Origin of the sequence: Pseudomonas sp. CC120222-01a, from assembly GCF_003097235.1 — a bacterium.
Taxonomy (GTDB): Bacteria; Pseudomonadota; Gammaproteobacteria; order Pseudomonadales; family Pseudomonadaceae; genus Aquipseudomonas.
In genome coordinates this window covers 145,090-169,120 of sequence record NZ_QEQQ01000007.1, presented here as the reverse complement: position 1 = coordinate 169,120, position 24,031 = coordinate 145,090, and the positions used below count along the sequence as shown (strand labels likewise).

28 protein-coding genes and 2 tRNA genes are annotated in these 24,031 nt (G+C 62.3%); 20 read left to right on the top strand and 10 right to left on the bottom strand.

Annotated elements, in window-relative coordinates; genetic code table 11:
• Positions 1 to 180 precede the first annotated feature (180 nt).
• The 5 genes from modA (at position 181) to csrA (ending at position 4,244) form a co-directional block, all read left to right on the top strand.
• On the top strand, positions 181 to 939 hold the full coding sequence (modA, locus tag N430_RS11965) for a molybdate ABC transporter substrate-binding protein (RefSeq protein WP_110638700.1): 759 nt from the start codon (positions 181 to 183) through the stop codon (positions 937 to 939).
• On the top strand, positions 939 to 1,619 hold the full coding sequence (modB, locus tag N430_RS11960) for a molybdate ABC transporter permease subunit (protein WP_110638701.1): 681 nt from the start codon (positions 939 to 941) through the stop codon (positions 1,617 to 1,619). Before modA ends, modB begins: the two co-directional genes overlap by 1 nt.
• Position 1,620: 1 nt before the next feature.
• Positions 1,621 to 2,712: a molybdenum ABC transporter ATP-binding protein gene (gene modC / locus N430_RS11955; protein ID WP_110638702.1), complete on the top strand. Its 1,092-nt coding sequence runs from the start codon at positions 1,621 to 1,623 to the stop codon at positions 2,710 to 2,712.
• Positions 2,713 to 2,769: 57 nt separating this feature from the next.
• Positions 2,770 to 3,792: a DNA topoisomerase IB gene (locus N430_RS11950; RefSeq protein ID WP_110638703.1), complete on the top strand. Its 1,023-nt coding sequence runs from the start codon at positions 2,770 to 2,772 to the stop codon at positions 3,790 to 3,792.
• 254 nt (positions 3,793 to 4,046) lie between these two features.
• Complete coding sequence (csrA, locus tag N430_RS11945) at positions 4,047 to 4,244, top strand: carbon storage regulator CsrA (RefSeq protein WP_012315047.1); 198 nt, start codon at positions 4,047 to 4,049, stop codon at positions 4,242 to 4,244.
• 70 nt (positions 4,245 to 4,314) lie between these two features.
• Here the strand turns inward: csrA and N430_RS11940 are convergent, their stop codons facing one another.
• The 4 genes from N430_RS11940 to N430_RS11925 form a co-directional block, all read right to left on the bottom strand.
• Positions 4,315 to 4,668 carry a response regulator gene (locus tag N430_RS11940; protein WP_110638704.1) on the bottom strand — a complete coding sequence of 118 codons (354 nt, stop codon included), beginning with the start codon at positions 4,666 to 4,668 and terminating at the stop codon, positions 4,315 to 4,317.
• Positions 4,669 to 4,680: 12 nt separating this feature from the next.
• Positions 4,681 to 6,126, bottom strand: a complete 1,446-nt coding sequence (locus tag N430_RS11935) for an ATPase domain-containing protein (protein WP_110638705.1) — start codon at positions 6,124 to 6,126, stop codon at positions 4,681 to 4,683.
• Between the two features lie 5 nt (positions 6,127 to 6,131).
• A complete protein-coding gene (locus N430_RS11930; RefSeq protein WP_110638706.1) occupies positions 6,132 to 7,292 on the bottom strand; it encodes a nitrogen regulation protein NR(II) in 1,161 nt (386 codons plus the stop codon).
• A gap of 84 nt (positions 7,293 to 7,376) precedes the next feature.
• A complete protein-coding gene (locus tag N430_RS11925) occupies positions 7,377 to 7,661 on the bottom strand; it encodes a hypothetical protein (protein ID WP_110638707.1) in 285 nt (94 codons plus the stop codon).
• Between the two features lie 204 nt (positions 7,662 to 7,865).
• Here N430_RS11925 and N430_RS11920 point away from each other — a divergent pair.
• Positions 7,866 to 7,950, top strand: a tRNA-Leu gene (locus N430_RS11920).
• Between the two features lie 104 nt (positions 7,951 to 8,054).
• Positions 8,055 to 8,468 (top strand): DoxX family protein, encoded by a 414-nt coding sequence (locus N430_RS11915; RefSeq protein ID WP_110638708.1) that lies wholly within the window; start codon positions 8,055 to 8,057, stop codon positions 8,466 to 8,468.
• A gap of 1 nt (position 8,469) precedes the next feature.
• On the opposite strand, the gene N430_RS29590 is transcribed toward N430_RS11915, so the two are convergent.
• A complete protein-coding gene (locus N430_RS29590; protein WP_103446755.1) occupies positions 8,470 to 8,664 on the bottom strand; it encodes a hypothetical protein in 195 nt (64 codons plus the stop codon).
• A gap of 617 nt (positions 8,665 to 9,281) precedes the next feature.
• Between N430_RS29590 and N430_RS11905 the strand changes: the two genes are divergently transcribed.
• From N430_RS11905 to N430_RS11895, 3 genes are all read left to right on the top strand, one after another.
• On the top strand, positions 9,282 to 9,956 hold the full coding sequence (locus N430_RS11905; protein ID WP_110638709.1) for a polysaccharide lyase family 7 protein: 675 nt from the start codon (positions 9,282 to 9,284) through the stop codon (positions 9,954 to 9,956).
• 148 nt (positions 9,957 to 10,104) lie between these two features.
• Positions 10,105 to 10,407: a type II toxin-antitoxin system HigB family toxin gene (locus N430_RS11900; RefSeq protein WP_110638710.1), complete on the top strand. Its 303-nt coding sequence runs from the start codon at positions 10,105 to 10,107 to the stop codon at positions 10,405 to 10,407.
• Between the two features lie 5 nt (positions 10,408 to 10,412).
• A complete protein-coding gene (locus tag N430_RS11895; RefSeq protein WP_110638711.1) occupies positions 10,413 to 10,784 on the top strand; it encodes a type II toxin-antitoxin system HigA family antitoxin in 372 nt (123 codons plus the stop codon).
• Positions 10,785 to 10,895: 111 nt separating this feature from the next.
• Here N430_RS11895 and N430_RS11890 read toward each other — a convergent pair.
• Positions 10,896 to 10,969 (bottom strand) — tRNA-Cys (locus N430_RS11890).
• 153 nt (positions 10,970 to 11,122) lie between these two features.
• The gene (gene sohB / locus N430_RS11885) at positions 11,123 to 12,142 is read right to left on the bottom strand and encodes a protease SohB (RefSeq protein ID WP_110638712.1); all 1,020 of its coding nucleotides are present in this window, start codon (positions 12,140 to 12,142) and stop codon (positions 11,123 to 11,125) included.
• Between the two features lie 195 nt (positions 12,143 to 12,337).
• Here sohB and N430_RS11880 point away from each other — a divergent pair, with 195 nt between their 5' ends.
• From N430_RS11880 to N430_RS11865, 4 genes are all read left to right on the top strand, one after another.
• Complete coding sequence (locus N430_RS11880) at positions 12,338 to 13,048, top strand: histidine phosphatase family protein (RefSeq protein ID WP_110638713.1); 711 nt, start codon at positions 12,338 to 12,340, stop codon at positions 13,046 to 13,048.
• A gap of 56 nt (positions 13,049 to 13,104) precedes the next feature.
• Positions 13,105 to 13,422 (top strand): SCP2 sterol-binding domain-containing protein, encoded by a 318-nt coding sequence (locus tag N430_RS11875; protein ID WP_110638714.1) that lies wholly within the window; start codon positions 13,105 to 13,107, stop codon positions 13,420 to 13,422.
• Between the two features lie 185 nt (positions 13,423 to 13,607).
• Complete coding sequence (locus N430_RS11870; protein WP_110638715.1) at positions 13,608 to 14,675, top strand: phosphotransferase family protein; 1,068 nt, start codon at positions 13,608 to 13,610, stop codon at positions 14,673 to 14,675.
• A gap of 23 nt (positions 14,676 to 14,698) precedes the next feature.
• Positions 14,699 to 15,466, top strand: a complete 768-nt coding sequence (locus N430_RS11865) for an SDR family oxidoreductase (RefSeq protein WP_110638716.1) — start codon at positions 14,699 to 14,701, stop codon at positions 15,464 to 15,466.
• A gap of 59 nt (positions 15,467 to 15,525) precedes the next feature.
• Here N430_RS11865 and N430_RS11860 read toward each other — a convergent pair whose 3' ends face one another.
• Entirely contained in the window at positions 15,526 to 15,876 is a 351-nt protein-coding gene (locus tag N430_RS11860) for a hypothetical protein (protein ID WP_103446747.1), read from the bottom strand.
• 173 nt (positions 15,877 to 16,049) lie between these two features.
• Here N430_RS11860 and N430_RS11855 point away from each other — a divergent pair, with 173 nt between their 5' ends.
• The 4 genes from N430_RS11855 (at position 16,050) to N430_RS11840 (ending at position 20,237) form a co-directional block, all read left to right on the top strand.
• Positions 16,050 to 16,232, top strand: coding sequence for a hypothetical protein (locus N430_RS11855; protein ID WP_027920554.1), 183 nt, complete (start codon positions 16,050 to 16,052; stop codon positions 16,230 to 16,232).
• A 74-nt stretch (positions 16,233 to 16,306) separates the two neighbouring features.
• Positions 16,307 to 16,696 (top strand): glycine zipper domain-containing protein, encoded by a 390-nt coding sequence (locus N430_RS11850; protein WP_103446745.1) that lies wholly within the window; start codon positions 16,307 to 16,309, stop codon positions 16,694 to 16,696.
• 154 nt (positions 16,697 to 16,850) lie between these two features.
• Positions 16,851 to 18,680 (top strand): SLC13 family permease, encoded by a 1,830-nt coding sequence (locus N430_RS11845; protein ID WP_110638717.1) that lies wholly within the window; start codon positions 16,851 to 16,853, stop codon positions 18,678 to 18,680.
• Between the two features lie 138 nt (positions 18,681 to 18,818).
• Positions 18,819 to 20,237: a GGDEF domain-containing protein gene (locus N430_RS11840; RefSeq protein ID WP_110638718.1), complete on the top strand. Its 1,419-nt coding sequence runs from the start codon at positions 18,819 to 18,821 to the stop codon at positions 20,235 to 20,237.
• Position 20,238: 1 nt separating this feature from the next.
• Here N430_RS11840 and N430_RS11835 read toward each other — a convergent pair whose 3' ends face one another.
• On the bottom strand, positions 20,239 to 20,997 hold the full coding sequence (locus N430_RS11835; RefSeq protein WP_110638719.1) for a TSUP family transporter: 759 nt from the start codon (positions 20,995 to 20,997) through the stop codon (positions 20,239 to 20,241).
• A gap of 99 nt (positions 20,998 to 21,096) precedes the next feature.
• Here N430_RS11835 and N430_RS11830 point away from each other — a divergent pair, with 99 nt between their 5' ends.
• Positions 21,097 to 22,017 (top strand): LysR family transcriptional regulator, encoded by a 921-nt coding sequence (locus N430_RS11830; RefSeq protein WP_110638720.1) that lies wholly within the window; start codon positions 21,097 to 21,099, stop codon positions 22,015 to 22,017.
• Between the two features lie 116 nt (positions 22,018 to 22,133).
• Here the strand turns inward: N430_RS11830 and N430_RS11825 are convergent, their stop codons facing one another.
• Entirely contained in the window at positions 22,134 to 22,328 is a 195-nt protein-coding gene (locus N430_RS11825) for a hypothetical protein (RefSeq protein ID WP_110638721.1), read from the bottom strand.
• Positions 22,329 to 22,885: 557 nt separating this feature from the next.
• On the opposite strand from N430_RS11825, the gene N430_RS11815 reads away from it, so the two are divergent.
• Positions 22,886 to 23,932: an alpha/beta fold hydrolase gene (locus N430_RS11815; RefSeq protein ID WP_110638722.1), complete on the top strand. Its 1,047-nt coding sequence runs from the start codon at positions 22,886 to 22,888 to the stop codon at positions 23,930 to 23,932.
• The last annotated feature ends 99 nt before the right edge of the window (positions 23,933 to 24,031 follow it).

The following is a 24,031-nucleotide window of genomic DNA, read 5'->3' as shown; positions in this document are numbered from 1 at the left end:
AGGTACAGTGCATGCCTTGAGGCCTGTGAAAATCCTGTGGGAGCGGGCGTGCCCGCGAAGAGGCCGGCACTGCCAAAACCTGACTCCCAGGATATAACTCCTCCCCAGCCCCTTCCCGACAAATGGCCTATCGCTATATAGTCAGCACCATAACGATAACCACCTCAAGGAGCTGTCTTCATGCGTATTCGCCTGTCCCACTTGGCCACCACCGCCCTGGCCAGCCTGATCACCCTCAACAGCGCCTGGGCTGACGAGGTACAGGTTGCAGTCGCCGCGAACTTCACCGCGCCGATCCAGGCCATCGCCAAGGACTTCGAGAAAGACACCGGCCACAAACTGGTCGCCGCCTATGGCGCCACCGGGCAGTTCTACGCGCAGATCAAGAACGGCGCGCCGTTCGAAGTGTTCCTCGCTGCCGACGACAGCACCCCGAAGAAGCTGGAAGAGGAAAAGGAAATCGTCCCAGGCTCGCGCTTCACCTACGCCACCGGCACCCTGGCCCTGTGGTCGGCCAAGCCGGGTTATGTGGATGACAAAGGTGAGGTGCTGAAGAAGAACCAGTTCCAGCACCTGTCCATCGCCAACCCGAAAGCCGCCCCTTACGGCCTGGCCGCCACCCAGGTGCTGGACAAGCTGAAGCTGACCGAGGCCACCAAGGCCAAGATCGTCGAAGGCCAGAACATCACCCAGGCCTACCAGTTCGTCTCCACCGGCAATGCAGAGCTGGGCTTCGTCGCCCTGTCGCAGATCTACAAGGACGGCAAGGTCGAAAGCGGTTCGGCCTGGATCGTCCCGGCCAACCTGCACGAGCCGATCCTGCAGGATGCAGTCATCCTCAACAAAGGCAAGGACAACCCGGCTGCCAAGGCCCTGGTCGACTACCTGAAAGGCCCGAAAGCCGCAGCGGTGATCAAGTCCTACGGTTATGAAATCTGATGCCACTGGACGCCAGTGACTTCGGCGCGGTCTGGCTGACCATCAAATTGGCCAGCCTGACCACGCTGATCCTGCTGATCGTCGGCACGCCCATCGCCTGGTGGCTGGCGCGCACGCGCTCTTGGCTGCGCGGGCCGGTGGGCGCGGTGGTGGCGCTGCCACTGGTGCTGCCGCCGACGGTGATCGGCTTCTACCTGCTGATCGCTCTCGGCCCGCACGGCTGGCTTGGCCAGGCTACCCAGGCCATGGGCCTGGGTACCGTGGTGTTCAGCTTCACGGGCCTGGTGATCGGCTCGACGGTGTACTCCATGCCCTTCGTGGTGCAGCCGCTGCAGAACGCCTTCGGCGCCATCGGCCAGCGCCCGCTGGAAGTGGCCGCGACCCTGCGCGCCAGCCCCTGGGACACCTTCGTCCACGTGGTGCTGCCGCTGGCCCGCCCCGGCTTCGTCACCGCCAGTATCCTCGGCTTTGCCCATACCGTGGGCGAGTTCGGCGTGGTGCTGATGATCGGTGGCAACATCCCCGACAAAACCCGCGTGGTCTCGGTGCAGATCTTCGATCACGTCGAGGCCATGGAATATTCGCAAGCCCACTGGCTGGCCGGAGCCATGCTGGTGTTCTCGTTCCTGGTACTGCTCCTGCTCTACGCCGGGCGCCGTAGCAAAGCTGGCTGGAGCTGAAATGAGCGGATCGATTGTGGCGCGCCTGAAGCTGGCGCGCGACGACTTCACCCTGGACGTCGACCTGAACCTGCCCGGCCGTGGCATCAGCGCGCTGTTCGGCCACTCGGGTTCGGGCAAGACCTCGTGCCTGCGCTGCCTGGCCGGGCTGGAGCGGGCAGCCAATGCCTACATTGAGGTCAATGGCGAGGTCTGGGAGGACAGCAGCCGCAGCCACTTCCTGGCGCCACACTTGCGCCCGGTGGGCTACGTATTCCAGGAGGCCAGCCTGTTCCCGCACCTGTCGGTGCGCGGCAACCTGGAGTTCGGCTGGCGACGGATCGCCCCTGCCGAGCGCAAGGTCAGCCTCGAACAAGCCTGCGAGTTGCTCGGCATCGGCCATCTGCTCGATCGCAAGCCCGCCACCTTGTCGGGTGGCGAAGCCCAACGGGTCGGCATTGCCCGCGCACTGCTCAGCAGCCCGCAGCTGCTGTTGATGGACGAGCCGCTGGCGGCGCTCGACGGGCCTCGCAAGCGCGAGATCCTGCCGTACCTGGAGCGCCTGCACGACGAACTGGACGTCCCGCTGGTGTATGTCAGCCATGCCCAGGACGAAGTGGCACGGCTGGCCGACCATCTGGTGCTGCTGGAGCAAGGCCGGGCCATGGCCAGCGGGCCGATCGGCGAGACCTTGGCCCGCCTCGACCTGTCACTGGCCCAGGGCGAGGACGCCGGGGTGGTGTTCGAGGGCATGGTGGTCGGCCACGACCCGCATTACGACCTGCTTGACCTGCGCCTGCCCGGCAGTGACGCGCCGTTGCTGCGTATCGCCCACCCGGCGCACAGCATGGGCAGTACCTTGCGGGTCAAGGTCCAGGCCAGGGATGTGAGCCTGGCCCTGCGCGCCGACAGCACCTCGAGCATTCTCAATCGCCTGCCGGTGCGGGTGCGCGAAACGCGCCCGGCGGACAACCCGGCCCATGTGCTAGTGAGCCTGGATGCCAGCGGCAACGCCTTGCTGGCGCGCATCACCCGGTTCTCGGCAGACCAGCTCGGCCTGCACACAGGCCAGGCGCTGTTCGCGCAGATCAAGTCGGTGGCACTACTGGGCTGAGCATCATCGAAGCGGCCGTTGTCCATTGATCAGTGACCTGATCGAGGCCCGCCACCGATGCTCGACTGCCCTCTGCCACCCAGCCTGCACTATGTCGACGACAGCCAGCCGGGCCTGACCCGGCGCCGCTGGCGTGACCGCTTCATCTACCTCGATGCCCAAGGGCAGCGCATCCGCGACAAGCAGACCCTGGCACGCATCGCCGCCCTGGTGATCCCGCCGGCTTATACCGATGTGTGGATCTGCGCCGACCCGCAGGGCCATCTGCAAGCCACCGGTCGCGATGCCCGAGGCCGCAAGCAGTACCGCTATCACGCTCAGTGGCGCGAACTGCGCGACCAGCACAAGTACGGGCGGATGCTGGCCTTTGCCCGAGCCCTGCCGAAACTGCGCGCGCAGCTGGAAACACATCTGGCCCGCCCGGGCCTTGACCGCGAGAAGGTCATGGCGCTGGTGGTCAGCCTGCTCGACCACACGCTGATCCGCATCGGCAACCAACGCTATCTGCGCGACAACCAGTCCTACGGGCTGACCACCCTGCGCAATCGTCACGTTCAGGTGAAGGGCAGCACCGTGCGCTTTCAGTTCCGCGGCAAGCGCGGCGTGGAACACAATGTCACGCTGCGTGACCGGCGCCTGGCCAACCTGCTCAAGCGCTGCCTGGAACTGCCCGGGCAGGCGCTGTTCCAGTATCTGGACGACGACGGCGAGCGGCACAGTGTCGGTTCCAGCGAGGTCAACCAGTACCTGCAGCAACTGACCGGCGCCGACTTCACTGCCAAGGACTACCGCACCTGGGCCGGCAGCAGCCTTGCCCTGAGCCTGCTCCGGCCGCTGGCGTGGGAGCCGGAAAGCGAAGCCAAACGCCAGGTCGCGGCCATCGTCAAACAGGTGGCCGCACGCCTGGGCAACACCCCTGCCGTTTGCCGGCGCTGCTATATCCACCCGGCAGTGCTCGAACATTACGCCCTCGGGCGCCTGGCCGACTTGCCCGGGCGCCGGGTGCGCAAAGGACTGGACGCCGAAGAGGTGACCCTGTTGCTGTTTCTTCAGGCCCTGGAAACAAAAGACGATGATTGAGTCGAACTATTCAGCCCATCATGCAGAGAAATTTCCCATAAAGGCCGAAGCCCCCTATTCTTGCCATCGAGCACCTTCGCCGAAACGTTTGACGGCATTTACCTCGGCACCTGCGACTAAAGACACGCAACAGAATTTGTCTTTCGGGGAATTACTATCCGCCGAAAGCGTCTTTAATGAGAAGGAAGAGGGACACGCTCCCACCGTTGCGGCCCATTGGCCCATCGGATTTCTACATCACCAAGGAGAACTACATGCTGATACTCACCCGTAAGGTTGGCGAAAGTATCGTCATCAACGATGACATTAAAGTCACCATTCTGGGCGTAAAAGGGATGCAGGTGAGGATTGGCATCGATGCACCAAAGGATGTCCAGGTGCACCGTGAAGAAATCTTCAAACGCATCCAGGCCGGCAGCCCGGCTCCGGAAAAGCACGACGACCAACATTGACCTGAGGGCCTCGCTTCAAGCCGCACGGATGCGCTTGATCGAAAGGCCGGCGCAAGCCGCAACCTGAACCTCAGGTGCCGAGCAGCTCGCGCACCTTGGCGATCATCCTGTCCATGTCGAACGGCTTGTCGAAGACCGCAGCGAACAGCTCCGGGCGCCCTTGGTTGGCCTGGGCGCCGCTCATGAGGATCACCGGCAGGTCAGGCAACTCCAGTTCGTCGCGAATCGCCCGCACCAGTTCTTCGCCGTTGAGCACCGGCATCATGTAGTCGGTAATCACCAACTCCACACGTTTTTCCTTCAGTGCTTCCAGCGCCTTGCGCCCATTGCTCGCCTTTTCCACCAGAAAACCTTCGTCCTCCAGGGCAAAGCCGAGGATATCGGCGATCAGGTATTCGTCATCGACGATCAGGATAGTGTTCATCGGCAGGCCCCGTTAGCCACCCCCTTGCGGCACCGGCGTACCCGAAAGAACGCCACAGGCGCCCTCGAACGCCTTGCGCAGGCTGATGCCCTGCGGCCCGATGTGCAGCTCGTGCAGCGCAGGGTCGTGATGGCTGTCGCGCACTTTCAGAATCGACAGCATGCGCCGCAGTTGCGAGTCCAGCTCGACGAAGCGCATCAGCATGAGGTTGTCGACGATGCTCGACAGGTCCGGCGCCGGGGCGGTGATTTCCGAACCGAAGATGTCACGCATCTCCCAGGTGAGCATGACGCTGACATCCCGCGCTCGTAGCTCGCCTGTCAAGGCACGGAAGAAGGCGTTGAGCCGCGCCGGCTCGATCGCAAGGCGGCTGAACGCGCCCAGGCTGTCGATCAGCACACGCTTGCTACCCTGCCGTTCGACCTGCTCGAGCAGGCGCGCACCCACCTGGTCCAGCAGGCCTTCGGTGGTCGGTTGCCAGCACAGCTGCAAGGCACCCGTGCTTTCCTGTGCGGCGAAGTCGTAACCCAGCGATGCAGCCTTCAGCCGCAGCCTTGCGGGGGTTTCGTAAAAGCCGAAATGCAGGGCCGGCTGCTCGGCGCTGGCTGCCGCTAGAAATGCCAGGCCCAAAGAGGTCTTGCCGATCCCCGAGGGCCCCATCAGCAGACTGACCGAACCCAGCGTCAGGCCTCCACCGAGCATTTCATCCAACGCCTCGACACCGGTAGACACGCGGCTCAAGGAGGCGCTGCCTAGCTGACTGGGGTGGCTGTAGAGCGATTCCAGGCGCGGATAGACGTGCATCCCCGCCTCATCGATCAGGCACTCGTGGCGCCCGGACAATGCCCCGCTGCCGCGAGTCTTGCGCAACTGCACATGGCGCACCGCCCGGCTACCGACCAGTTGCTCACCCAACTCGATCACACCATCGACCATGGTGTGTTCCGGGCTGTTGTCATCCAGGCGGGCGCTGGTCAGTAGCAGCACGGTGCAACCGGCGAAGGCCGCATGGCCCTGCAGTTCCGAGACGAATTTCTTGGTGTCCAGCGCCGTTTCCGCACGCACCCGGGCATTGAGCACGCCATCGACGATGAGCAGGCTCGCCTGCTGCTTGCCGATTTCCTGGCTCAGCAACCTGACCACCGCATCGAGCCCCTCCTGCTCCAGGGTGTCGAAGGCACTGACAAACTGGATCCGGTCACCGACCAGCGCTGGGTCGAAGAACTCAAGGGTCGCCAGGTACTGGAACAATCGCTCATGGGATTCGCTGAGCAAGGTCGCCACCAGCACCCTGCCACCCTCACGCACGTGGTTGCAGGCCAACTGGTTGGCCAGGATGGTCTTGCCCGCGCCGGGCGGCCCCTGCACGATGTACGAAGCGCCCGCAATCAGGCCGCCCTTGAGCAGCGCATCGAGCCCATCGATCCCGGTGACCAACCGCTTGAGTGCCTGCACCATGGTCGCTACCTGTCGTCTTGTGTTCCCGCATCGGGCTGATAGGCCGGCAGGTACAGGCGCATGCATGTGCCCTGGCCTGGCGTGCTTTCGACACTGATGGTGCCATTGCTCTGCTTGGCAAAGCCGTAGACCTGGCTGAGGCCAAGGCCGGTGCCCTTGCCGAAAGGCTTGGTGGTAAAGAACGGCTCGAAGATGCGCGGCAGCACCAGCGGGTCTATACCGTCACCACTGTCATTCACTTCGAAGCACACGAACGTGCCGTGCAGCCCCTCCACTTCGCCCGCCAGATCGACTGTAAGCACCGCCAGGTCGATCGTGCCTCGCTCGCCGATCGCATCGCGCGCGTTGAACAGCAGGTTGAGCAGCACCATCTGCAACTGCCCGGTATCCACCTCGATCATTGGCAGATCGGGCTGCAAGTACTCCTGCAATACGATCTCACGCGGCAGCGCATGTTCCAGCAGACCACGGGTGGACGCCAGAAGTTGGGCCGGGGCGATCAGCGAGACATCGAGCTGCCGGTGGCGGGCGAAGCTCAGCAGTTGCTGGGTCAGCTCGGTGCCGCGCTGCCCGGCATCGAGGATGTGCTCGAGCATGCGCTGCACCCGCACCGGGTCCTGGCTGGCCTGCGCCAGGCGCGCCGAGTTGATGATGATGGTCAGCAGGTTGTTGAAATCGTGCGCCAGGCCGCCGGTGAGCTGGCCCAACGCTTCGAGCTTCTGCGCCTGGAACAGCTGGGCACGCACGGCATCGAGCTGCAGCGCCGATTCGCGCCGGTCGGTGATATCACGGGTGACCTTGGCCAGGCCGACGATCTGCCCCTGTTCGTCACGGATGACATCGAGCGCGGCCAGGGCCCAGAACTGCGTGCCATCCTTGCGCACGCGCCAGCCTTCGTCCTGCGCCACGCCCTGTTCCAGGGCCTGCTTGAGCAGGCGCTCCGGGCGCCCTTCGAGGCAATCCTGAGGGGTGAAGAACAGCGAGAAATGCCGGCCTATGACTTCTTCGGCGCGGTAACCCTTGATCCGTTCGGCGCCTGCGTTCCAGGACACCACATGGCCGGAGGGGTCAAGCATGTAGATGGCGTAATCCACCACCGATTGCACCAGCTGCTCATAGCGGCTGGCGGGCATCACCGGGTGATCGATACAGTCAGCTGAAACCATGCAAACTCCACAGGCACAGCGGGAGGGATCTGGACAGCCTAGCCAAGCGTACCCTTCTGCAACAGTGCGCGATGCAACAGATGATCAACGTTCGGGTTCGACCATCACCGGGCTGATGCGCCGCGGCATCGCCACCTTCAGCAGCCACAGGCCCACCAACAGTATCAGGCTGCCACCTGCCAGCGCCATCAAGCGCTGTGGTTGCGGGTGCTCGGCATCAAAACCGAGCAGCAGCAGGTAGCCACCGAGGGTAATCAGGCTGAGGTACAGAAAAGCGCCCAGCAGCAACACTTGCGCGAACAGCAGACGCCAGAACAACCGGGGACGAACGGTACGCCCGGGAGGAGTCGAGGAAGTGCCCTGGGACATGGCGTCACACTCATTGGATCCAATGAAGTGGGCAACAGTGGCCTAATGACAGCAAGGTGTCAATTGCCCAATCGATCGACCCCCTCATTCCTTTGATCATAGGTGCTGCGATTGACTCAACTATAACAATGGGTTATAAAGCGCACTTGATTGTCAGGCCCTTCTGCCTAGAAGCGCGCCGGTCGTTACGACCCTGTCAAGCGTGCGAGTGTGGTGGAATTGGTATACACAGCAGACTTAAAATCTGTCGGCGTGAGCCTTGCGGGTTCGAGTCCCGCCACTCGCACCAAACTCCTTTGAAAAGGCGCCCTTGCGGCGCCTTTTTGCTGCCCGCCAGCAATCCCCCGCACAACTGCTAGAGTGGAGCTTGTCCCCATCCACCGGTATGCCGCCATGCGCTATTCCCTGTTCGATGGTCAACGCGACATCATCCTGCTGATCGCCCGCGTGCTGCTCATGATCCTCTTCGTTCTTTCCGGCTGGGCCAAACTCACCGGCTTCGAAGGCACGGTCGGCTACATGACCTCACTGGGCGCCCCTGCCCCGATGCTGGCGGCAGCGGTTGCGGTGATCATGGAGTTCGTTGTCGGCATCCTGCTGATCCTGGGTTTCTACACCCGCCCGCTGGCCTTCCTGTTTGCCCTGTTCGTGCTGGGGACCGCGCTGCTTGGCCATCCGTTCTGGAACATGGTCGACCCGGAGCGCGCCGCCAACATGACCCAGTTCCTGAAAAACCTCAGCATCTGCGGCGGCCTGCTGGTGTTGGCGGTCAGCGGCCCAGGGCGCTTCTCGGTCGACGGGCGCTGATTCAGTCGTCCAGGTCGTCGTGCCAGGCTGGGTGATCGCGCTCTTCGTCATCGAGGTCATCCAGCAGCTCTTCGTCCTCCTCGACTTCGTCTTCGGCGCCTTGGGCATCCGCTTCAGGGTCGTAGTCTTCATAGAGGAATTCGTGATCGAGCAGGTGATCGTGCTCGGGTTCGTGCAGGTCGTCTTCGTCGCGCATGGTGGCTCCTGGAAATCTGGCACGCCTGTATAGGCGCATCGTTGGCCGTGGTCAATGGATTGCGGTTAATGCTGACTTAACCAGCAGGCCTCAGGCTGAAATCTCTCCCTTCAAAACGTCTGTTGCCCGCCTTCATGGCGGGCTTTTTTTGCTCATGAAGCGTGTCGACACGCTATCAACGTGAACTTCACGAGTTCATGACAAGCGCTTTGGCATTCTGACCCTGCTCCGTACGTTCTTTAGGACCCGCCCCTGGTTGGCGGGTTTTTCTTTTTCCGGGTATTGGAAATGTGTACGGAAGGTTGTCGCATCCTATGCCCGACCGCACGCAGGCGAGCTCCTCATCGCCAGAAAAACCTGAGCAAAGCCCGGCCCTGAGCCGGGCTTTTCTTTGGCTGTCACCCGCAGACCTGAGCCACTTTCTTACCTGTCATCACGCCTTACCTATTTGCAGGCCTTGCAAAAAGATCATTCGAATATACTGTATATGCATACAGCTATCGCGCATTCCAAATCATCCGCCTGCGCATTTACGAGTGCCCAGCCGGATGCGGAGGAACGCATCACGGTTGGAAGGCAATCGTGCCAGGCCAATGATTTTATCGTCAGGAGTATTTATGACCGTAAACATCAGCAATCTAACGATCGCTACCCCGGTGGCAGTCTCTTCAACGAACCCCGTGGCGCTTGAACTCAATGGCGCCGAAGCCATCGCCGAGTTCCCCAGTGTGGTTAAAGTGCTCAGCGACGGGTCAGTGCAGTTCACGGCACCGACCAAAGGGGCTTCGAGCAAGAGCACCCACAGAACCCGTTGCGAGTGGTCGGAGACACAGAACTGGACGCTGGGCAGCGCCCCGGATCACTGGAATCGCCAGACCATGACCCTGACCAAGGTCAACTCGGCGCAGAAGGTAGTCGTCAGCCAGATGCACGTCAGGGGGGACGACAGCCCGCCAGTGAAGGTGTTCTGGAACAAGGGCAACATCACCCTGGGTTTCCGGACGTCCTATAACCAGACCAACCCGGTGAACAGCACCCTACTGCAAGGCGTGCCGCTCGGTACGAAATTCGACGTGATCATTCACGCCACCTCGGCGGGTGTGGTCAAGGTGACCGCCAGGTGCAATGGCGTCTCCAGAACATCGAGTGAACTGCAGCTAGATGACAGCTGGGACACTCGCCTGTTCGAGTTCCATGGCGGGATCTACAACCAGGTCGATTACACCGATGCGACGCCGGCTGATGACGGTTCGGTGTGCATCATCAGTGAGCTTTCGCTCAGTCATGGCTGACTGCTGGACGCAATAAAAAACCGCAGATTCCTTCTGCGGTTTTTTTGAATAGAGGAGGCCGAGCTGAATCGAGCCGATACGGCGCGAATCCTTGCCACTCACTACCATCCCTTGCCGGAAGTCCCAAGGCGGGACTAACATACCAATCATGAAGATCATCGCCATCAGCCAGCTCAAGGCGTTTTGGGAAACCTACGCAGACGCCGAACAGCCGCTACTTGCATGGATCGACGAAGCCAGGAAGGCCACATGGACCAGTCCGGACGCGATCAAGCGGCAGTACCGTAGCGCTAGCATTCTCAAAGGAAGGCGTGTCGTCTTCAACATCAAAGGCAACGACTACAGGTTGGTAGCTGCCATTGCCTACCGCTTTGGCGCGGTATACATAAAGTTTGTCGGTACTCACAAGGCGTACGACAAGATCGACGCAAACACCGTGGAGATGGAGTGACCCTCATGAATATCCGCCCAATCCGCACTGACGAAGACTACCGGGCAGCGCTCAAGGAGATATCACCACTGTTCGAAAATGAGCCCGAACCTGGCACCGCTGAGGGTGACTTTTTTGAAGTCATGATCACGTTGATCGAGGCTTACGAAGCAAAGCATTTTCCGGTTGATTTGCCGGACCCTATCGAGGCCATCAAGTTTCGCATGGAGCAGTCCGGGCTTACTGCTGCGGACCTGGCGCCCGCTATCGGCAAGACCAATCGGGTGTACGAAGTGCTTAACAGAAAGCGCTCATTGACACTCCCCATGATTTGGAGGTTGCACAAGCTGTTTGGCATTCCAGCGGAAAGCCTGATCAAGCCAGTCAAAGTAGCTTGAAGCACTTTATCCGGCCCCGATCACTGAAAAGCCAGGGTTTCGGAACCCATGGCTTTTGTGAGCCTAAAAATAAAAACCCCGCAGATTCTCATCTGCGGGGCTTTCGAATGGTGGAGGCCGAGGTCGGAATCGAACCGGCGTAGACGGATTTGCAATCCGGAGCATAACCACTTTGCTACTCGGCCTCAAAGTTCGGATCTAGCAGCTTGCGCTTCGCTATCTCCTTGAAACACCGCACCTTTTCAAGGTTTGCTGCGTTTCGATGGGCGCCATTATGTCCGCATTCCTTTCACCTTGCAACCCCCTGAACGAAAAAAAATTTCAACGGGTTCAAGGTGTTAGCGCAAGCGCCCGAGTTTGCTCCACAAACCTACCACGGTGTTCTCGACAGTGCCGCTGGCGGCCATGCCGATTCGCTCCTGCAGGCTCTTGCGCTCGGCGTAGTGCAGGTGGAACAGGTTGGCCGTGCGGGCGCGTTGGCTAAGGTACTCGTCACTGGTCTGCAGCTCATCAACCAGCTTGCGGTTCAGTGCGGCAACGCCTAGCCAGACTTCGCCGGTGGCCACCTCATCGATGTGCAGCTGCGGGCGGTAGCGGGCCACGAAGTCCTTGAACAGCTGGTGGGTGATGTCCAGGTCTTCCTGGAACTTCTCCCGGCCCTTCTCGGTGTTCTCGCCAAATACGGTCAGGGTGCGCTTGTACTCGCCGGCGGTCAGCACTTCGAAATCGATGTCGTGCTTCTTCAGCAGGCGGTTGACGTTGGGCAGCTGCGCCACCACACCGATCGAACCCAGCACGGCGAATGGCGCACTGACGATCTTCTCGCCAATGCAGGCCATCATGTAACCACCGCTGGCCGCGACCTTGTCGATGCACACGGTGAGCGGGATGCCGGCCTGGCGGATGCGCGCCAGTTGCGAGGCGGCCAGGCCGTAGCTGTGCACCAGGCCACCGCCGCTTTCCAGGCGCAGCACCACCTCATCGCGTGGGGTGGCCAGGGTCAGCAGCGCGGTGATCTCGTTGCGCAGGCTTTCGGTGGCGGAAGCCTTGATATCACCGTCGAAGTCGAGCACGAACACACGGCCCTTGTCTTCGCCCTTGCCCTTCTTCTGCTGTTTCTCCGCCTTGGCCTGCTGCTTGCGCAGGGCCTTGAGCTGGGCCTTGTCGAGCAGGCCGCTTTCCAGGCGCTCGCGCAAGTCTTTATAGAATTCGTTGAGGCGGGTGACCTGCAACTGCCCACCGGCTTTGCGCCGCCCCTTGCCGCGCAAACCGGCGATGGCGGACAACACCACCAGGATGGCGATTACCAGGGTGGCGGTTTTGGCGAGAAAGCTTGCGTATTCGGCAAGAAACTCCACGTTGACTCCTTATGAACCTGCGCCAGATCGGCGCGAAACTGTAGCAAGCATACCGTTGCGCCCGTGCCCTCGCCAGCCGAGGTAAACGCTGGCAACACAGTTCAAACAACCTTTTCAAACGCTTGTATGTTTTTTCGTTGACAGCCTGTGTGGCGCATCCTAACCTCGCAGCAACCTCCAACGCCGGATACCGCAGTGGGCAATCTCTACCTGATCCGACATGGCCAAGCCTCCTTCGGTGCAGACGACTACGACGTCCTCTCGCCCATCGGTGTGCGCCAGAGCCAGGCCCTGGGTGAACACCTCGCCCAGCTCGGCCTGCGCCTGGACCGCTGCGTGGCCGGTGATCTGCGCCGTCAGCAGGACACTGCCCGGCACGCGCTGCAGGCGCTGAACGCCTGCGGTTGCGCGGTGCCGGCCATTGAGACCGACCCGGCGTTCAATGAGTTCGACGCCGACGGTGTCATTCGTTCCCTGCTGCCTGGCCTGTTGGCTGAGGAGCCGCATGCCCGGGAGGTCCTGCGCAACGGTGCGCAGAACCGCAGCGAGTTCCAGCGCCTGTTCGCCCTGATGGTGCAGCGTTGGCACGCAGGCGAGCATGCCGATGACGGCCTGGAGACCTGGCAGGCGTTCACCGCGCGGGTCGAAGCCGGCCTGCAGCGTGTGCTGGGCACTGCTGAGAGTGGCGACAACATCGCTGTTTTCACCTCCGGAGGCACCATCGCCGCCCTGCTCCACCTGATTACCCGAATCACCCCCAGCCAGGCCTTTGCGCTGAACTGGCAGATCATCAACACGTCGCTCAGCCAGCTGAAGTTCCGCGGCCGCGACGTGGCACTGGCTTCCTTCAACAGCCAAGCCCATGTGCAGCTGTTGAGGGCGCCGGAGCTCATTACCTACCGTTGAGCCCGGCCTGTTATGTCCCTGCGGGGATGTGAATATCACTCTATAAGGAATGCACCATGACCTCCGTAGCTGATGCCGTGAAAAAGATGCAAGAGAAGTTCAACCCGTCCGCTGCTGCCGGCCTGGACCTGGTGTTCGGCTTCAATATCACCGACGAAAACAAGCAATACGCGCTGATCGTCAAAGATGGCACCTGCGACATCCAGGAAGGTGAAAACCCGGATGCCAACTGCACCCTGGTGCTGGACAGCGAAACCCTGAAGGGCATCGTCAGCGGTGAAACCGACGGCATGCAGGCCTTCATGGGCGGCAAGCTGCGCGTCGAAGGCGACATGATGCTGTCGATGAAACTCAGCGAGCTGTTCCCTTCCTGAGTGATGGGCACAACGCACGATGAGAAAACCGAAGCCTGACCGGCTTCGGTTTTTTTTTGCCCGGCATTCGGTGCAGTGATCGACCAGCAACACCCTCACCTATATGGCACCTGGCACGCTTGTTCCACAGCCAACACGCCATTAGATTAACCAATAGTCCTTGCGCCAGATAATAAGGAAAACGCATGACGCTCACCGACCAGTCCACCCAGGTACGCCCCGGCGAAGAACTCGACGCGGCCGTCATCGATCCTTACCTGAAGGACCACATTGCTGGCCTCGAAGGCACGCCGAGCATCAGCCAGTTCCCTGGCGGCGCGTCCAATCTCACCTACCTGGTCAGCTACCCGGGCCGTGAATTCGTGCTGCGCCGCCCACCGTTCGGGCAGAAAGCCAAGTCGGCCCATGACATGGGCCGCGAGTTCCGCATCCTCAACCAGCTCAACAGCGGCTTCCCGTATTGCCCCAAGGCCTATGCCCACTGCACCGACGAATCGTTGATCGGTGGTGAGTTCTATGTAATGGAGCGGGTCAAGGGCGTGATTATGCGCTCCGACATCCCCGCCGAGCTGGGCCTGGACGCCGGACGCACCGAGGCCCTGTGCAAAAGCTTCATCGACCGCCTGGTCGAGCTGCACCAGGTCGATTACCACGCCTGTGGCCTGGCCGACCTGGGCAAGCCGGAAGGTTACGTACAGCGCCAGATCGAGGGCTGGACCAGCCGCTACGAAAAAGCCCTGACTCCCGATGCACCACGCTGGGAGAACGTGATCGCCTGGCTGCGCGAGAAGATGCCCGCCGACCATCCGCGCCCGGGCATCGTGCACAACGACTACCGCTTCGACAACGTGATCCTCGACGCCGACAACCCCATGCGCATCATCGGTGTGCTGGACTGGGAGATGGCCACCATCGGTGATCCCTTGATGGACCTGGGCAACAGCCTGGCCTACTGGATCGAGGCCAGCGACCCGGCGCCGGTGCAACTGATGCGCCGCCAGCCGAGCAATGCCGCGGGCATGCTCACCCGCCGCCAGTTCGTCGACTACTACGCCGAGCGCGCCGGCATCCGCCTGGACAACTTCGATTACTACTATTGCTACGGCCTGTTCCGCCTGGCCGGCATCGTCCAGCAGATCTACTACCGCTATTACCACGGCCAGACCCAGGACAAACGCTTCGCCCAGTTCATCCACATGAACCGGCTGCTGGAGCAGATGAGCCTGCAGGTCATCGGCAAGTCCACGCTCTGACGCCAGACAACAAGGAAAACAGCATGTCCAAGACCCAACTGTTCGACCTCGACGGCAAGATCGCTTTCGTCTCCGGCGCCAGCCGTGGCATCGGCGAAGCCATTGCCCATCTGCTGGCCCAGCAAGGTGCCCACGTGATCGTCTCCAGTCGCAAGCTGGAGGGCTGCCAGCAGGTGGCCGACGCCATCATCGCAGCGGGCGGCAAGGCCACGCCGGTCGCCTGCCATATTGGCGAACTGGAGCAGATCCAGCAGGTGTTCGCCGGTATCCGTGAACAGTTCGGGCGCCTGGATATCCTGGTCAACAACGCGGCCACCAACCCGCAGTTCTGCAACGTGCTCGACACCGACCCGAATGCCTTCCAGAAGACTGTCGACGTGAATATCCGCGGCTACTTCTTCATGTCGGTGGAAGCCGGCAAGCTGATGCGCGAAAACGGTGGCGGCAGCATCATCAACGTGGCCTCGATCAACGGCGTTTCGCCGGGCCTGTTCCAGGGCATCTATTCGGTGACCAAAGCTGCAGTGATCAACATGACCAAGGTGTTCGCCAAGGAATGTGCGCAGTTCGGCATTCGCTGCAACGCCCTGCTGCCAGGCCTGACCGACACCAAGTTCGCCTCGGCCCTGGTGAAGAACGACGCCATCCTCAATGCTGCGCTGCAGCAGATCCCGCTAAAGCGTGTGGCTGATCCCAAGGAAATGGCCGGCGCCGTGCTGTACTTGGCCAGCGATGCGTCCAGCTACACCACCGGCACTGCGCTGAATGTCGATGGTGGTTTCCTGTCCTGATCATGGCTTGCCGGCCTCTTCGCGGGCTCGCCCGCGAAGAGGCCGGCCCTGCGAACCTGTTACAAGCAGGTCGCCGCCGCCGCCCGGCGCTGCAGGGCCATGCCATCATTCTTCTGCGCGTAGTAATCCACCCGCGTCCCGCCCGCCTGTGGATACACATCCACGAACGACTCCGCCTCGCGGGTATAAACCGTCAACCCGCCCTGCTTGCGCGGCTCCAGGTAGCCGCTGGCGTCGTCGCCGAACACATCTTCTTTCTGCCAGCTGAACTGGATGCACTGCGCCACCAACTCCGGCGCCTTGCGCGAATCAAGCTGGGCCGTCGGCTTGCCGCCCCGCGCCGTATCCATGGTCGCGCTCGCGCAACCGACCAACACCAGCGCCGCAGCCATCGGCAGAATTGCTCGCATGTTCCATCCTCGGGGCAAAAAAGAAAGCGACTCTAGCACTGCCAATGAATTGGCCCAAGTACGCCATTCATCGTCCACACGGCAAAATTTTGCAGGGCATGGAAACCAAATGGATCGATCCCAGTCTCAGTAAGTGTCCCGTAAACCTATGCGGATCAAGGACCTATATCGAGATGACCCGCTTTGCAAGCTTTTCGCTGATCGCCGCCTTCCTGCTGTTGTCGGGCTGCTATCACGACCACTACCGTGATGACGGCGGCTGGCGCGATGACGATCGCGGCCACCGTCACCACCACCGACACGATCGCGACGATGACGACGACCGCCAATGGCGCGGTGACCGTTACGACCGCTGAAGCGTCTCCCCTACCCTGACCCGCCGCCCAACCGTGCGGCACCTTAACCTGATGATTCCTTCGAGGTTCCAATCATGCGTCTGACTCTACCTTCCCTCGCTCTTGGCCTGCTGCTGTGCCAGGGCGCTTTCGCCGGTGACGGTACTGCCGCCATTGGCGGTGGCCTGGGTGGTGTCCTGGGCAACGTTGTCGGCCAGCAAATGGGCGGCCGCACCGGCGCAGCCATCGGCGCCGGTGTCGGCGGTGCGGCCGGTAGTGCGGTAGCAGCGAAGAAAGGCAACCGTACTGAAGCCGCCATCGGCGGTGGCCTGGGTTCGGCCGGCGGCTCGCTGCTGGGCGGCGCGGTAGGCGGCAAGAATGGCTCCACCATCGGTGCCGGCCTGGGCGGCGCAGCCGGTGGTGCCCTGGGTAACCACCTGGGCGACAACGGTGGCAGCAAGAAGCACCATCACCGCCGTCACTGAGTAATGACAACGAAAAGGGCCGCAACTTGCGGCCCTTTTCATTTGTGGCAGGGGTGCAAACCTTGCAGCACATCAACATCACCTTCAGCGCAAGCTGCCACACTGACTGCTACTGTCTTTCGTGCCCCCTTGAGTGAAGGAACACCCCCGCCCCATGAACCAGGAACTGCTCTGGGTCCTCGGCCTGCTGGCTGTCGTCGTCATCCTCTTTGTCATCAACCGCCCACGCATGGACGTGATCGCCCTGCTGGTGATCCTCGCCCTGCCGCTGTCGGGCATCCTTACCGTGGAACAAGCCCTGGCCGGTTTCAGTGACCCCAACGTGGTGCTGATCGCCGCCCTGTTCGTGATCGGCGAAGGGCTGGTACGCACTGGCATCGCCTACCGCATTGGTGAGTGGATGAGCGAACGGGCCGGTAACAGCGAGGCCCGCCTGCTGGTCTTGCTGATGGTGTCAGTGGCCGGGCTGGGCTCGGTGATGAGCTCGACCGGTGTGGTGGCGATCTTCATTCCGGTGGTGCTGAGCATTGCCGCGCGCCTGAAGCTGTCACCCAGCCGGCTGATGATGCCGCTGAGCTTCGCCGGCCTGATCAGCGGCATGCTCAGCCTGGTGGCCACGCCCCCCAACGTGGTGGTGCACAGCGAACTGGTACGCCATGGCGTGCCCGGCTTCAGCTTTTTCAGCTTCACCCCCTTCGGCCTGGTGGTGCTGGTACTGGGTATCGGTTACATGCTGCTGACCCGCCACTGGCTCAATGGCGAAGTGCGCAAGGACGGCCGCGTGGAAAGCCGTCGTACGCTGCTCGACCTGGTGCTCGACTACAAGCTCAACGGCCGCGAACGCCGCCTGCGCATCCGCCCGCAGTCGCCCCTGATCGGCCATACCCTGGGTGAACTGGAGCTGCGCACCAAGCACGGCGCCAACGTGATCGGCATCGAACGCCAGCACAAGTTCACCACCCGGGTGATCGCCGCCGACTCGGGCACCGCCCTGCAACAGGGCGATGTGCTGCTGCTCGACCTGTTCGCCAACCGCGATGACTTGCGCAACCTGTGCCAGACCATGCAACTGGAACCGCTGCACTTCAAGGCGGCCTACTTCATCGACCAGTCCCAGGACCTGGGCATGGCAGAAGTGTCGCTGCCGCCGGGCTCGCAACTGATCGGCAAAAGCATTCTGGAGCTGGCCTTCCGCAGCCGCTACGACCTCAACGTGGTCGGCCTGCGTCGCGAGCAGGCGGCCATCGAAGAGCAACTGGTGGAAGAGAAACTGCGCCTCGCAGATACCCTGCTGGTGGTCGGCCCGTGGAAGGCCGTGCGCCAGCTGCAGAGCCAGCCAAAGGACTTCCTGGTGTTAAGCCTGCCGGCCGAAATCGATCAGGTCGCGCCCGCCCGCACCCGTGCACCGCACGCGCTGGTCAGCCTGGCGGTGATGGTCGGGCTGATGGTCAGCGGTGCCGTGCCCAATGTCATCGCCGCATTGATCGGCTGCCTGCTGATGGGCGCCGGGCGCTGCATCGACATGAACAGCGCCTACCGGGCCATTCACTGGCAGAGCCTGGTGCTGATCGTCGGCATGCTGCCGTTCGCCCAGGCACTGCAGAAAACCGGCGGCATCGACCTGGCCGTGGGCGGGCTGGTCAGCCTGCTGGGCGGGGCCGGGCCGCTGGCCATGCTGGCCTGCCTGTTCACGGTAACGGCCGTCATCGGCCTGTTCATTTCCAACACCGCCACCGCCGTGCTGATGGCACCGGTGGCGATCAGCACAGCAACGCAACTGGGGATGTCGCCCTACCCGTTCGCCATGACCGTGGCCCTGGCGGCATCGGCGGCGTTCATGACGCCAGTGTCTTCACCCGTCAACACCCTGGTGCTCGGCCCGGGTCAGTACCGCTTTGGCGACTTCGTCAAAATTGGCGTGCCCTTTACCGTGCTGGTGATGCTGGTGACCGTGCTGATGGTGCCCTGGTTCTTCGGCCTTTAGGCAATCTGGCAAGGAATGGAGGCTATTTGACATCAACTTGCACGATTACGGCAGATTGACATCAAGCACCCGGTGCCAACACACTGACGCGTCAACGCCCCAGGTGCTTATTGCCGTTGTCCTGGATTTCGTTCCCGCTTGTCGGTCGAGCCTATGGTTTTTCCAGCACAATCGCGTCTGTTGCCCTTTATCTCCCTGTTCGGGCTGACCTTTGCCCTGACCCTTGGCGGGATCCTGGCCCGGCCGATCGAATCGTTATCACTGTTCTGGCCAGTCAATGCAGTGATGGCCGGCGTGCTCTTGCGCTACCCGCGCCAGGCCAGCCTGTTGGGCATTACCCTGGTGTGGCTGGCGATGGTTGCGGCCGACCTGGCCTGTGGCAGTACCTGGGGGCCAGCTCTGTGGTTCAACCTGTGCAACCTCGGCGTGGTGGTGACGGTGTGGTGGCTGCTGTCACGCCTGCCCCGCCTGCATCGGCGCATGCGCACCCCGCATGGCGTGCTCAGTGTGTTCGGTGCCTGCGCGGCGGGTGCCGTGGTGGCAGCCAGCATGGCCTGCGTGATGGCCGCACCGTGGTTCGAAAAATCGCTGCAGGCCACCTGGCTGGCCTGGTTCAGCGAACAGTTCTCGACCAGCGTGCTGGTGTTGCCGGTGCTGCTCACCGCCCCTTCGGCGCGTGTACTGATGCGCAGCGGCGCCCAGGCCATCCGCCTGGCGCCCTTGCTGGTGCTGCTGGCCTCACTGGCCTTCAGCATTGCCTTTGGTGGGCCAGGCGCCATCGCCTTTCCGATTGCCGCGCTGTTGTGGTGTGCCTGGACGTACTCACCCTTTCTGGTGTCGTTGCTGGCACTCACCGCTGGCAGCACGCTGATCGTCGCGGTGGCGCAGAACCTCATGCATTTCAGCGTGCCGCAGAGCGAACCCGGGGTCACCACACTGATGTCGGCACGCCTGGGTATCGCCATGCTGGTTCTCGGCCCGCTGGTGGTCGCCTGTGTCAGCCAGGCCAATCGCAGCCTGCTGACACGCCTGGCACGCCAGGCCACCATCGACCACCTCACCGGCCTGCTCAGCCGCAGTGCCTTCACCCGCCAAGCCAATGCCCTGCTAGAGAGCCGTCAGCAGCAGGCGCTGCCGCTGACCTTGATGATGCTCGACATCGATCATTTCAAATCGATCAACGACCGCCATGGCCATGCGGTGGGCGACCAGGTCCTGCGCCAGTTCGCCCGCACCCTGCAGGACCAGTTGCACGACGAAGAACTGCTGGCTCGCCTGGGCGGCGAAGAGTTCGTGGTGGTGCTCCCGGGCTTGCCACCGGAGCAGGCCAAGTTCACCGCCGAACGCCTGCGCCGCGCCGTGCAGGACCTGCATGCGGCCCAGGGCGATGCGCGCCTGCAGATCACGGTCAGCATTGGCCTGGCTGGCTGCGCCGCGGACGAAACCGCGCCCAGCCTGGACGAACTGCTGGCACGCGCCGATCAGGCGCTGTACCGGGCCAAGGCCCATGGCCGCAACCGCGTCGAGCAGGCCGAGGCACAGCGCCAGGTAATCTGAATCAGGTCAGCAGGTCCCAGGACAGCTTGGCGATCAACACGCACAGCAGAATCAGGAACAGGCCGCGCACAAAGCCTGCGCCCTTGCGCACCGCCAGCCAGGTCCCGGTCAATGCGCCGAGGATATTGCACGCGGCCATCGGCAAGGCAATGGCGTAAAGCACATTGCCCGACGGCACGAAGAACACCAGGGCCGCCAGGTTGGTGGCGATGTTGACCACCTTCGCCGACGCCGAGGCATGCAGGAAGTCGAGGGCAAAGAAACGGATGAACAGGAAGATCAGGAAGCTGCCGGTGCCCGGGCCGAACAAGCCGTCATAGAAGCCGATCGCCCCCCCGATCAGCACTGCCAGGCACTGCTCCCGGCGGCCGATCTTGGCCGGCTTGTGCAAGGTGCCGAAGTCTTTCTTGCAGAAGGTGTAGATCGCCATCAGCACGATCAGCACCAGCACCGCCGGGCGCATCACGCTAGGTGGCACCAGCGAGACCGTGGCTGCGCCGGCGAACGACATAACGAAAGCACTGACCGCCGCCGGCACGATCAGGCCCCAGTCCAGGGTCACCTTGCGAATGAACGAGCGCGCCGCAAAGGCCGTGCCGCACACCGAGGCCAGCTTGTTGCTGCCGAGCAACGCTGCTGGTTGCGCAGTAGGCAGCACATTGAACAGCGCCGGGATCTGAATCAACCCGCCGCCGCCGACGGCAGCATCGATCAGGCCGGCGGCGAATGCGAACAGGGAAAGTACGGCGATATCCATCATGGCGCGGTTCCAGGCAGTGAAAACAGACTGCAAGGCTAATCAAAGCGGCGCGCTTGTGTTGAAATGCCATATTGCGAAAACTGCAATCAGGAGCCCTCCATGGCATTGGACATGCTGCGCGAAATCCAGGCCTTCGTCAGTGTTGCGCACAAGCGCAGCTTTGTTGCCGCCGCACGCGCTCTCGGCCGTTCACCCAGCGCGGTGACCCGTGCGGTGCAAACCCTGGAAGACAATAGCGGGTGCAAGCTGCTGAACCGCAACGCCAACGCCGTGTCCCTCACCGAAGCCGGTGAGCGGCTGCTACCCCACGCCGAACGCTTGCTGGATGTGCAACGCGACGCTGCCGATGAACTGGCCGCGCTGACCGGCAGTGCGCAAGGCTGGGTACGTTTTGCCGCGCCGCAACTGCTCGGCGAGCATGTCTTGCCTGACGTGCTGGCCAGCTTCAGCCAGCGCCACCCGCAAGTGACCCTCGACGTGCAGTACAGCGACGCGGCCCTCGACCCGTTGCACGGCAAGTTCGATTTTGTGGTCCGCGGTGCCTTTCCGCAGTCGAGTGAGCTGATTGGTTATCCGCTGTGGCGCTATCATCGCCACTTGTATGCCAGCCCTGCCTATGTCGCCCGCGCTGGCATGCCCGAGCGGCCCGAGCAGCTGGACAAGCACGCCCTCATCCTGCATACCGCGCCGCGCATCCTCAAAGCCTGGCACTTCTGCCGTGATGGCCAGATCACCAGCCTGCGCCCACACCCACGCTTGCGCCTGGGTTCGGGCGACGCGGTGTACCACAGCACCCTGGCCGGCGCAGGTATCGCACGCTTGGCCGACTGGGTGGCAGAGGCACAGGTGAAGGCTGGGCGCCTGGTGCGGGTGTGCGCGGATTACCGGCTGACCTCAAGCACCGGCCAGGACCCACAGATGCATGCGGTGTACCCCTCCGGCGAGTTGCCGGCCCGGGTGCGTGAGTTGCTGCTGGCCTTGCGCCAGGCCGGGGAAGCCGCCTCTGAACGGGCGTGCTGAGCGCTGTTCAAATTCTGCTCAATTTAACAGAGCCCGCCATTTGCCTGGCTTACAGAACTTTATCCACAGACCTACCCACGTTTTTTGTGGACAGATTTCCCCGAGCAATGAAGGACTTATCGTACGCTCAGCAGCGCGATATTCGCCGCCTTGACCAGCTCGATCCATTCCTGCGCGCTGATCACCCCGGTCTGTTCCAGTGACTCGGCACAGCGCAGCGCCTGATCGTATTGCTCCTCTTCGAGGATGCCTTCGCTGAGATAACGGCTACGCCACTCCAGCATGGCTGAAGTGCCCTTCTTGCATTCCATCTATGTACTGACTCCCAAGGCAAAAGACTGGGTTCGTTATGTACGACCCATTATGACGCAGCGGGAGACTACACGAGGCCTTTACACTTGAGAACGACTTGCACCTACCACTGGTCCAGCGGTACGGCCGAGGAGGACTGCCAGGATCTGGCAGCAATCTGGCCCATCTCGCGAGGTAGACGGGCCGGAGGGCGGGGGGAGCATCAGCTTGGCGGAATGGTGCCCAACAGGCCAATCAGAATGGTCAACAGCAGAAAGCCACCCAGAAACAGCGCGAGCTTGCCCATCGAAACCTCTTCAGTGTGATAGCAGGGATGAAGAGCATTGTCGGCTTCAGGCTGATACGGTTACAGATGCAGGTTCGAAGAAAAAAAGCGGATCAGATGAGGTGCTCGGCGCACGGCATCGAGCGCCGCGCCTGTATCTCAATGTGTACAAACTGAGACCGGATACACAAGAACGCTCACCGCAGCTGCAATCGACACATCCTCGATACAGCGATCGTCTTGAATGACTTGCATCCCACAGCGCCGATGGCCAAGCCAAGGAGACGCCCCATGCAAGCTCGCCAACTACCCGTCGCATCGACCGCACCCCGTCGCTTCAGCCGTTCCATCCTGTTTGCCTGTGCCCTGCTGCCACTGGCCGTCACGGCAGCCACCACTACCCAGGCGGCGCAGGCGCAGCCTGCCGCCGAGGCGAGCGACACGTTCGGCCCGCTGAAACACATCAAGGCTGGCGTCCTCGACGTCGCCTACGTCGAGCAAGGCCCGGCCGACGGGCCGGTGGTGATCCTGCTGCACGGCTGGCCCTACGACATCCACAGCTTCCAGGACGTCGCCCCCGCCCTCGCCGCCAAGGGCTATCGGGTACTGGTGCCCTACTTGCGCGGCTATGGCGAAACCCGCTTCCTTTCGCCTGATACGCCACGCAACGGCCAACCTTCGGCACTGGCCAGCGACGTGATCGCCTTCATGGATGCACTGCAGGTCAAGCACGCGGTACTGGCCGGCTTCGACTGGGGCGCGCGCACCGCCGATATCGTGGCGGCGCTGTGGCCCGAGCGGATCAAGGCACTGGTCTCGGTCAGCGGCTACCTGATCAGCAGCCAGGAAGCTGCCAAGGCACCGTTGCCGCCGAGCGCTGAGTTGCAGTGGTGGTACCAGTACTACTTCGCTACCGAACGTGGCCAAGCCGGCTACGAGAAGAACCGCCACGATTTCGCCAAGTTGATCTGGCAGACCGCCTCACCCAAGTGGGGCTTCGACAGCGCCACCTTCGATCGCAGCGCCAAGGCGCTGGACAACCCGGACCAGGTCGCCATCACCGTGCACAACTACCGCTGGCGCCTGGGCCTGGCCCAGGGCGAAACCCAGTACGACCCACTGGAAGCCAGGCTGGCCAAACTGCCCAGCATCGGTGTGCCAACCATCACCCTCGAAGGTGACGCCAATGGCGCGCCGCACCCGCCGGCCGAGGCCTATGCACAGCGCTTCACCGGCAAGTACGAGTACCGACTGATCACTGGCGGTGTTGGCCACAACCTGCCACAAGAGGCCCCACAGGCATTCGCCAAGGCAGTGGTGGATGCCGATCACCTCTGACCGGCCCACAGAGACGAAAAACGCACGCAGCAGACAGAACGCGCAGCCATTTGCGCTGCGCGGCAACTTGTAACATTCAGTTTCATCTTGCCCACGGAC